Below are 7,739 nucleotides of genomic sequence, written 5' to 3'. Positions count from 1 at the left end.
GCCACGGTCGGCGTCGCCGGAGGTGCGGGAGCGGTCGGTCTCCTCGGCCTTGGGGGCCTCGGTCTCGGTCGCCTCGGCCTTGGGAGCGGCCTGGCCCGAGGAGGACGCGCGCCGCGGGCGGCGGGCGGGTGCCTCGGCGGCGGTGGCGACCGGGCCGCTGTCGCCGTTCTGGCGCGACTTGATCGCGGCGACGAGGTCGCCCTTGCGCATCTTGGCGGTGCCGGAGATGCCCATGCTCGAGGCGAGCCCCTGCAGCTCCGCGAGGCGCATCGCCGTCAGCGAGCCCGATCGGCGCGGGCCCTGCCCGGATGCCGACGACGCCTCGAGGGTGGTGGTGTCTGTCACGAAGGATCCTTCCCCTCGTCAATGGGCCCTATCCACGCGTGCGCGGGGGGCCGGAGGTGGGTGCCAGGGATCTGGCGGCTGGTTCCACGGGGCCTGCCGACATCGGCGCGTGGCACGGCACGACCGGCCCAAGGTGGAGGATGCGGATCTTGGTAGGCATCGGTGGGGAGGAGCCCCCTCCGGCATCAACTGCGACCGCGCCACCACACTAACACCACGGGCTCAGCGTGGAGGGGAGGACGAGACCGCGCAGATCAGGCGTTCTCGACGACGACGCCACGCTCCGGTATGCCGGGCAGCAGCACCCGCCATCCCTCGCCTCCCGAGCCGGCCACCTCGTCGGCCGTGGCCGTCGTCGCGAGGACGAGGACGCTCGGGCCCGCGCCCGAGACGACGGCTGCGTGCCCTGCCGCGCGGAGGGCGTCGACGAGTGCCATCGAGGCGGGGTAGGACGGCCTGCGCGGCTCCTGGTGCAGCCAGTCGCGGGTGCCCGCGAGGAGGTGCTCCGGCGCCGAGGTGAGCGCATGCACGAGCAGCGCCGCCCGCGCCGAGTTGGCCGCCGCGTCGGCCAGCCGGACCTGCGCCGGGAGGACGGCGCGCGCCGTCGCCGTCGAGAGCTGGGTCCCTGGGGTGAACACGACGGGGACGACGTCGGGGTGTGGCGTGAGGCGCAGGGTCGTCGTGCCGGCCGCGGGGTCGTCCGACCACGAGAGGGTCACGCCGCCGTGGACGCTCGCCGACGAGTTGTCGGGGTGACCCTCCAGCCGGGCGGCGAGGTCGTTGACCGCGCCGAGGTCGATGTCGCCCGCCTGCCGGCCGTCGCGAACGGCCCGCAGGGCATGCGCGACGGCGACGCCAGTGACGATCGCCGTGGCCGATGAGCCGAGGCCGCGGCCGTGGGGCACGGCGTTGTCGCACTCGAGCCGCAGTCCGGCTGGTGCGGTCTCGCCGAGCTCGTCGAAGGCGTGGACGAGGCTGCGGTGGACGAGGTGGGTCGCGTCGGTGGGGACGGACTCGGCTCCCTCGCCGCTGACGACGATCTCCAAGCCCTGAGTCGCGAGAACCGTTGCGCGACAACGGTCCCAGACTCCGAGTGCGAGGCCGATCGAGTCGAAGCCCGGCCCGAGGTTGGCGCTGCTCGCCGGGACGCGGACGGCGACGGTCGCGCCGGGCTGCCACTCCCCCAATGGTCAGCCCTCGAAGCCGAGGACCTCGGCCACCGCACGCGCCTCGGCGCCGACCCGCACGGGCTCGACCTCCGAGCCGTCGGCGGTGCGCAGGGCCCACTGAGGGTCCTTGAGGCCGTGTCCGGTGACGGTGCAGACGATGGTGGCGTCGGCCGGGACCTGGCCGCGCTCGCTCGCCTGGACGAGCCCGGCGATGCTCGCAGCCGACCCTGGCTCGACGAAGATGCCCTCGGTCGAGGACAGGAGCCGGTGGGCCGCGAGGATCTGCTCGTCGGTGACGGACTCGATGCGACCGCCGGACTCGTCGCGGGCGGCCTCGGCCTGGCGCCACGAGGCGGGGTTGCCGATGCGGATCGCGGTGGCGATCGTCTCCGGGTCGTCGACCGGGTGACCGAGGACGATCGGCGCCGCGCCGGCCGCCTGGAATCCCCACATCTGCGGGGTTCGCGTCGCGACGGCCGGCGGGCCTTCGGCGTCGGTGGCGTACTCGGTGTAGCCACGCCAGTAGGCGGTGATGTTGCCGGCGTTGCCGACCGGGAGGATGTGGATGTCGGGGGCGTCACCGAGGGCGTCGACGATCTCGAAGGCCGCGGTCTTCTGGCCCTCGATGCGGGCCGGGTTGACCGAGTTGACGAGCTCGACCGGGTGGACCTCGGCGAGCTTGCGGGCGACGGTGAGGCAGCTGTCGAAGTTGCCGTCGACCTGGATGAGGGTGGCGCCGTGCGCGATCGCCTGGCTCAGCTTGCCCATGGCGATCTTGCCCTCAGGCACGAGGACGGCGCAGGTCATGCCCGCCTTCGTCGCGTATGCCGCGGCGCTCGCACTCGTGTTGCCGGTGCTCGCGCAGATGACCGCCTTGGCGCCACGGCCCTTGGCGTACGAGATCGCCGTCGTCATGCCGCGGTCCTTGAAGGACCCCGTCGGGTTGAGCCCTTCGTACTTGACGAGCACGTTGGCTCCGACGAGCTCGGAGAGGTGCTCGGCGGCGATGAGCGGGGTCCCGCCCTCGTGGAGGGTCACGACGGGTGAGCCGGCGAGCATCGGCAGGCGGTCGGCATACTCACGGATCACTCCGCGCCACTGGTGTGCCACGTCAGGCTCCTTCCACGCGCATCCACGAGACGACCTCGTCGACGGTGTCGAGACCGGCCAGCGCCTCGACGGTGGCCGCGAGCGCCGAGTCGGGCGCGCGGTGGGTGACGATGACGAGCTGGGCCCGGGAGTCGTCCCCCTCCCCGAGGATCCGCTGACGCACGGTCTCGATGGAGACGTCGTGGTCGGCGAAGGCGGTCGCGACCTGGGCGAGGACGCCCGGACGGTCGGCCACGGCCAGGCTGATGTGGTACCTCGTCTCGGCGTGGCCCATCGGAACGACCGGGAGGTCCGCGTAGGCCGACTCGGTCGGACCGTGCCCGCCGGCGAGTCGGTGCCGGGCCACGGCGACGACGTCACCGAGGACGGCCGACGACGTGGGCTCCCCGCCCGCACCCTTGCCGTAGAACATGAGCTCGCCCGCGGCCGCGGCCTCGACGAAGACGGCGTTGTAGGCATCACGCACAGACGCCAGCGGGTGGCTCCGGTCGATCATCGCGGGGTGGACCCTGACCGTGACGCCACTCGGTGTGCCCGACGCGTCGCGCTGCAGCTCGCAGATGGCGAGGAGCTTGACGACGGCGTCCATGTCGCGGGCCGCCCGGACGTCGGCGGCCGTCACCTCGGTGATCCCCTCGCGGTGCACGTCGGCGCTCGCGACCCGGGTGTGGAAGGCCAAGGAGGCGAGGATGGCCGCCTTGGCGGCCGCGTCGAAGCCCTCGACATCGGCGGTCGGGTCCGCCTCGGCGTAGCCCAGCGCCTGCGCCTGCTCGACGGTCTCGGCGAAGCCGGCGCCGGTCGTGTCCATCTTGTCGAGGACGAAGTTCGTCGTGCCGTTGACGATGCCGAGGACCCGCACGACGTCGTCGCCGACGAGCGACTCCCGCATCGGACGGACGATGGGGATCGCCCCGGCCACGGCCGCCTCGTAGTAGAGGTCGACACCGTGCTCGGCAGCGGCGGCGTAGAGCGTCGGGCCGTCCTCGGCCAGGAGCGCCTTGTTGGCGGTGACGACGGAGGCACCGTGCTCCATGGCCGTGAGGATGTGGCCGCGGGCCGGGTCGATGCCGCCGATGACCTCGACGACGATGTCGGCGCTGCGGACGAGCGTGTCGGCGTCCGACGTGAAGAGCGCGGGGTCGACGGGAACGTCGGGTCGCCGGCGGTCCGGGCGGCGGACGGCGATGCCGATGAGGTCGAGGCGGGCGCCCACGCGCGCGGCGAGGTCGTCGGCGTTCGTGACGAGCATCGTCGCGACCGCGGACCCGACGACGCCGCACCCGAGCAGGGCGACCTTGAGGGTGGGCAGGTCGGCAGTGGCTGCCATCTCGGCGGTCTTCTCCTCGGTGGTCACGGGCTCGACCACGTCGCAGCGACGTCGCACAGCGGCGACATCAGCTGCTCCCCACGTCGAGGGCCAGCAGGTCGTCGATCGTCTCACGACGGACGAGGACCCGCGCCCGACCGTCTCGGACCGCGAGCACGGGCGGGCGGGGGGTGTGGTTGTACTGGCTCGACAGGGCCCGGCAGTAGGCACCGGTCCCGGGCACGGCGATGAGGTCGCCCGGGCCGGTGTCGGCCGGGAGCCACTCGTCCTGGACGACGATGTCGCCGCTCTCGCAGTGCTTGCCGACGACCCGGGCCAGCATGGGCGCGGCCTCGGAGCTGCGGTTGGCCAGCGTGCACGAGTAGTCGGCCTCGTAGAGCGCCGGCCGGACGTTGTCGCTCATGCCTCCGTCGACCGAGACGTAGGCGCGGGTGTGGGAGTCACCGAGCTCGACCTGCTTGACCGTGCCGACCTCGTAGAGGGTGAAGGTCGACGGACCCACGATCGCGCGGCCGGGCTCGATCGACACCCTCGGGACCTGCGAGAGGTCGCCGTCACCGATCGCCTTGAACTCGCGCCCGACGATGTCGGCGAGCTGCTCGCCGAGCTCGGCCGGGGTCATCGGCGTGTGCTGGGAGGTGTAGGCCATGCCGAAGCCGCCACCCAGGTCGATCTCGGGACTGTGGTGCCCGAGCTCGTCGGCGATGCGCGAGTGCAGGCCGATGAGCCGGCGGGCGCTCATCTCGAAGCCGCCGGTGTCGAAGATCTGGCTGCCGATGTGCGAGTGCAGTCCGCGCAGGTCGAGGCTGTCGTGCGCGAGGACGGCCCGCGCCGCCTCGAGCGCCTGTCCCCCGGTAAGGCTGAACCCGAACTTCTGGTCCTCGTGGCCGGTGGCGATGAACTCGTGGGTGTGGGCCTCGACGCCGACGGTCGCGCGGATCATCACCGGCGCGACGACACCGAGCTCGGCGGCCATCTCGGCCACCCGCTCGATCTCGACGAAGCTGTCGACGACGATGCGCCCGACGCCGTAGTCGAGGGCCGCGCGGATCTCGTCGAGCGACTTGTTGTTGCCGTGGAACCCGATCCGCTCGGCCGGGAATCCGGCCCGCCTCGCGACGGCCAGCTCGCCGCCGCTGCACACGTCGAGGGAGAGACCCTCCTCGGCCACCCAGCGCGCGACCGCCGTGCAGAGGAAGGCCTTGCCGGCGTAGTAGACGTCGGCGCCGCCGCACACCGGGCCGAAGGGCGCCGCGAACTCGTCGCGGAAGGCCCTCGCCCGCCGGCGGAAGTCGTCCTCGTCGATGACGTATGCCGCCGTGCCGAACTCGCGCGCGATGCTCACGACGTCGAGCCCGGCCACCTCGATCCGGCCCTCGGCGTCGCGCGTGACCGAGTCCGGCCAGAGCTGCGGGAGCAGCGCCATGACGTCGTCGGGGTAGGGCAGGTAGAGGGGCGGACCGCCGTAGCCCTCGGCGTGGAGCGCGCCGGCCTCGTGCGAACGCATCGGTCAGGACCTCACATGCGCTCGGGCGCGCTGACGCCGAGCAGGTCGAGGCCGTTGGCGAGCACCTGCCGGGTGGCGTCGTTGAGCCACAGGCGGGTGCGGTGAAGGTCGGTGACCTCCTCCTCGGCGTTCATCGGCCGGACCCGGCAGGTGTCGTACCACTTGTGGTAGCGGCCGGCGAGGTCCTCGAGGTAGCGGGCGACGCGGTGGGGCTCGCGCAGGTGCGCGGCCTGGGCAACGACGCGCGGGAAGTCGCCGAGGGTCGCGAGGAGGGTCGCCTCGGTGGCGTCGGCGAGCAGCGACGGGTCGAAGCCGTCCTCGCGGCGCACGCCGTCCTCGCCCGCGAGCCGTGCGACGTTGGCGGTGCGGGCGTGGGCGTACTGGACATAGAAGACCGGGTTGTCGTTGGTCTGCTTGCGCAGGTCCTCGCCGTCGAGCGAGAGCGGGCTGTCGGCCGGGTAGCGAGCGAGCGAGTAGCGGACGGCGTCGCTGCCGATCCAGTCGAGAAGGTCGTTGAGCTCGATGATGTTGCCGGCCCGCTTCGACAGCTTCGCGCCGTTGAGGTTGACGAGCTGGCCGATGCGGACGTCGATGTTGACCTCGGCGTCGTCGCCGGCGGCGGACGCGATCGCCTTGAGCCGGTTGATGTAGCCGTGGTGGTCGGCGCCGAGGAGGTAGATCTTCTCGGTGAAGCCCCGGTCCTTCTTGCTGAGGTAGTAGGCGGCGTCGGCGGCGAAGTAGGTCGGCTCGCCGTTGGCCCGGATGAGCACCCGGTCCTTGTCGTCGGTGAAGTCGGTCGTCCGCAGCCACACCGCACCGCCCTCGTCGAAGACGTGGCCCTGCTCGCGCAGCCGCTCGACCGCCTTCTCGACGGCGCCGCCCTCGTGCAGCTCGTTCTCGGAGAACCACACGTCGAAGAAGACGCCGAACCGCTCGAGCGTCGAGCGGATCTCGTCGAGCTGCGCCCGGTAGGCCAGGGGACGCACGACGGCGACCGCCTCGTCCTCGGGGAGCTCGGTGACGTCGGGCCGCTGCTCCACGACCACCTTGGCGAGGTCGCCGATGTAGGCGCCCGGGTAGCCACCCTCGGGCGTGGGCTCCCCCTTGGCCGCGGCGAGGACGCTCAGTGCGAACTTGTCCATCTGCGCACCGGCGTCGTTGATGTAGTACTCGGCGGTGACGTCGGCGCCGGACGCCGAGAGCAGCCGGCGCATCGAGTCGCCGAGCGCCGCCCACCGTGTGTGACCGATGTGCAGCGGACCGGTGGGGTTGGCCGAGATGAACTCGAGGTTGATCGTGTGGCCGGCCTCCGAGTCGTTGTGCCCGTATGCCGTCCCGCTCTCGACGATGCTCCGCGCCAGCTCGCCGGCGCTCGCGGTGTCGAGCGCGATGTTGAGGAACCCCGGGCCCGCGACGTCGACCGACGCGATGCCCTCGACCTGCCCGAGGCGGGTGGCGAGGGAGGTCGCGAGGTCGCGGGGCGGCATACCGGCCGCCTTCGCCAGCTGGAGCGCGATGTTGGTCGACCAGTCGCCGTGGTCCCGGTTGCGCGGTCGCTCGACGCGCACCTCCGCGGGGACGTCGGCGGCGAGGTCACCGGCGGCCACGGCCTCGACGAGGGCAGCCCGGATCGCGGACGAGAGTTCTTCGGGAGTCACCCGCGAAGTCTATTGGGCCGGTTCGGGGGGCCGTCCGTGGGCCGCGAGCCGTGAGACGACCTCGACGAGCTCCACCGGGTCGAAGGGCTTGGCGACGAACGCGTCGAAGCCCGCGAGCGCGGCCTCGCTGCGGTCGTGGGCCGAGGTCGAGGCGGTGACGAGGATCGTCGGCACGTCGACGAGGCGCGGGTGCGACCTGATGGCGGCGATGGCCCACCAGCCGTCGCGCCGCGGGGTCTGCGCGTCGAGCAGGATGACGTCGGGCACGCGAGCCGAGGGGTCGATGAGCTGGCTCATCGCCTCGTGCCCGTCGACGGCCTCGAGGACGTCGAAACCCTCGAGCTCGAGGTTGATCCGGATGATGTCGCGGATCGGCTCGATGTCGTCGCACACGAGGACCAGGGGAGGCGGCGTGACTGCCACCGTGGACGGCCCTGATTCCATGAACGGAACTCTAGGCTGCTACCCTCCCTGAGCGTCCCGTAACGGGCCGAATCGTCATCATTCGGACACCGTGAGCCCCCGTAGCTCAGGGGATAGAGCACCGCCCTCCGGAGGCGGGAGCGCAGGTTCGAATCCTGCCGGGGGCACCATCGAGACGAGAGACCTGGATTGCGCGGAAG

At 72.2% G+C, this 7,739-nt stretch carries 7 protein-coding genes and 1 tRNA gene; 1 reads left to right on the top strand and 7 read right to left on the bottom strand.

Annotated features, from left to right (window positions below; all coding sequences use genetic code 11):
* From N798_RS08930 to N798_RS08900, 7 genes are all read right to left on the bottom strand, one after another.
* Positions 1–345 (bottom strand): Rho termination factor N-terminal domain-containing protein (locus N798_RS08930; protein WP_035947866.1); only part of this gene is annotated, 345 nt, incomplete at its 3' end.
* Between the two features lie 254 nt (positions 346–599).
* Positions 600–1,532 (bottom strand): homoserine kinase, encoded by a 933-nt coding sequence (gene thrB / locus N798_RS08925; protein WP_035947864.1) that lies wholly within the window; start codon positions 1,530–1,532, stop codon positions 600–602.
* Positions 1,533–1,535: 3 nt separating this feature from the next.
* Entirely contained in the window at positions 1,536–2,624 is a 1,089-nt protein-coding gene (thrC, locus tag N798_RS08920; RefSeq protein ID WP_035947862.1) for a threonine synthase, read from the bottom strand.
* Between the two features lies 1 nt (position 2,625).
* Positions 2,626–3,951 carry a homoserine dehydrogenase gene (locus N798_RS08915; protein ID WP_035947882.1) on the bottom strand — a complete coding sequence of 442 codons (1,326 nt, stop codon included), beginning with the start codon at positions 3,949–3,951 and terminating at the stop codon, positions 2,626–2,628.
* A 67-nt stretch (positions 3,952–4,018) separates the two neighbouring features.
* The gene (gene lysA / locus N798_RS08910; protein WP_035947860.1) at positions 4,019–5,458 is read right to left on the bottom strand and encodes a diaminopimelate decarboxylase; all 1,440 of its coding nucleotides are present in this window, start codon (positions 5,456–5,458) and stop codon (positions 4,019–4,021) included.
* Positions 5,459–5,469: 11 nt separating this feature from the next.
* Positions 5,470–7,116 carry an arginine--tRNA ligase gene (argS, locus tag N798_RS08905; RefSeq protein WP_035947859.1) on the bottom strand — a complete coding sequence of 549 codons (1,647 nt, stop codon included), beginning with the start codon at positions 7,114–7,116 and terminating at the stop codon, positions 5,470–5,472.
* 9 nt (positions 7,117–7,125) lie between these two features.
* Entirely contained in the window at positions 7,126–7,560 is a 435-nt protein-coding gene (locus tag N798_RS08900) for a response regulator (RefSeq protein ID WP_229708328.1), read from the bottom strand.
* A gap of 74 nt (positions 7,561–7,634) precedes the next feature.
* On the opposite strand from N798_RS08900, the gene N798_RS08895 reads away from it, so the two are divergent.
* A tRNA-Arg gene (locus N798_RS08895) sits at positions 7,635–7,709 on the top strand.
* Positions 7,710–7,739: the final 30 nt, after the last annotated feature.

It is taken from the genome of Knoellia flava TL1, assembly GCF_000768675.1.
Taxonomy (GTDB): domain Bacteria; phylum Actinomycetota; class Actinomycetes; order Actinomycetales; family Dermatophilaceae; genus Knoellia; species Knoellia flava.
Note: the sequence above shows the minus strand (reverse complement) of the source record. Positions and strands in the feature narration are given on the sequence as shown.

Bases quoted from the DNA above. Each gene is read 5' to 3' on its own strand.
- N798_RS08915 (WP_035947882.1), bottom strand. From the start codon at position 3,951: ATGGCAGCCACTGCCGACCTGCCCACCCTCAAGGTCGCCCTGCTCGGG.
- lysA (WP_035947860.1), bottom strand. From the start codon at position 5,458: ATGCGTTCGCACGAGGCCGGCGCGCTCCACGCCGAGGGCTACGGCGGT.
- N798_RS08900 (WP_229708328.1), bottom strand. From the start codon at position 7,560: ATGGAATCAGGGCCGTCCACGGTGGCAGTCACGCCGCCTCCCCTGGTC.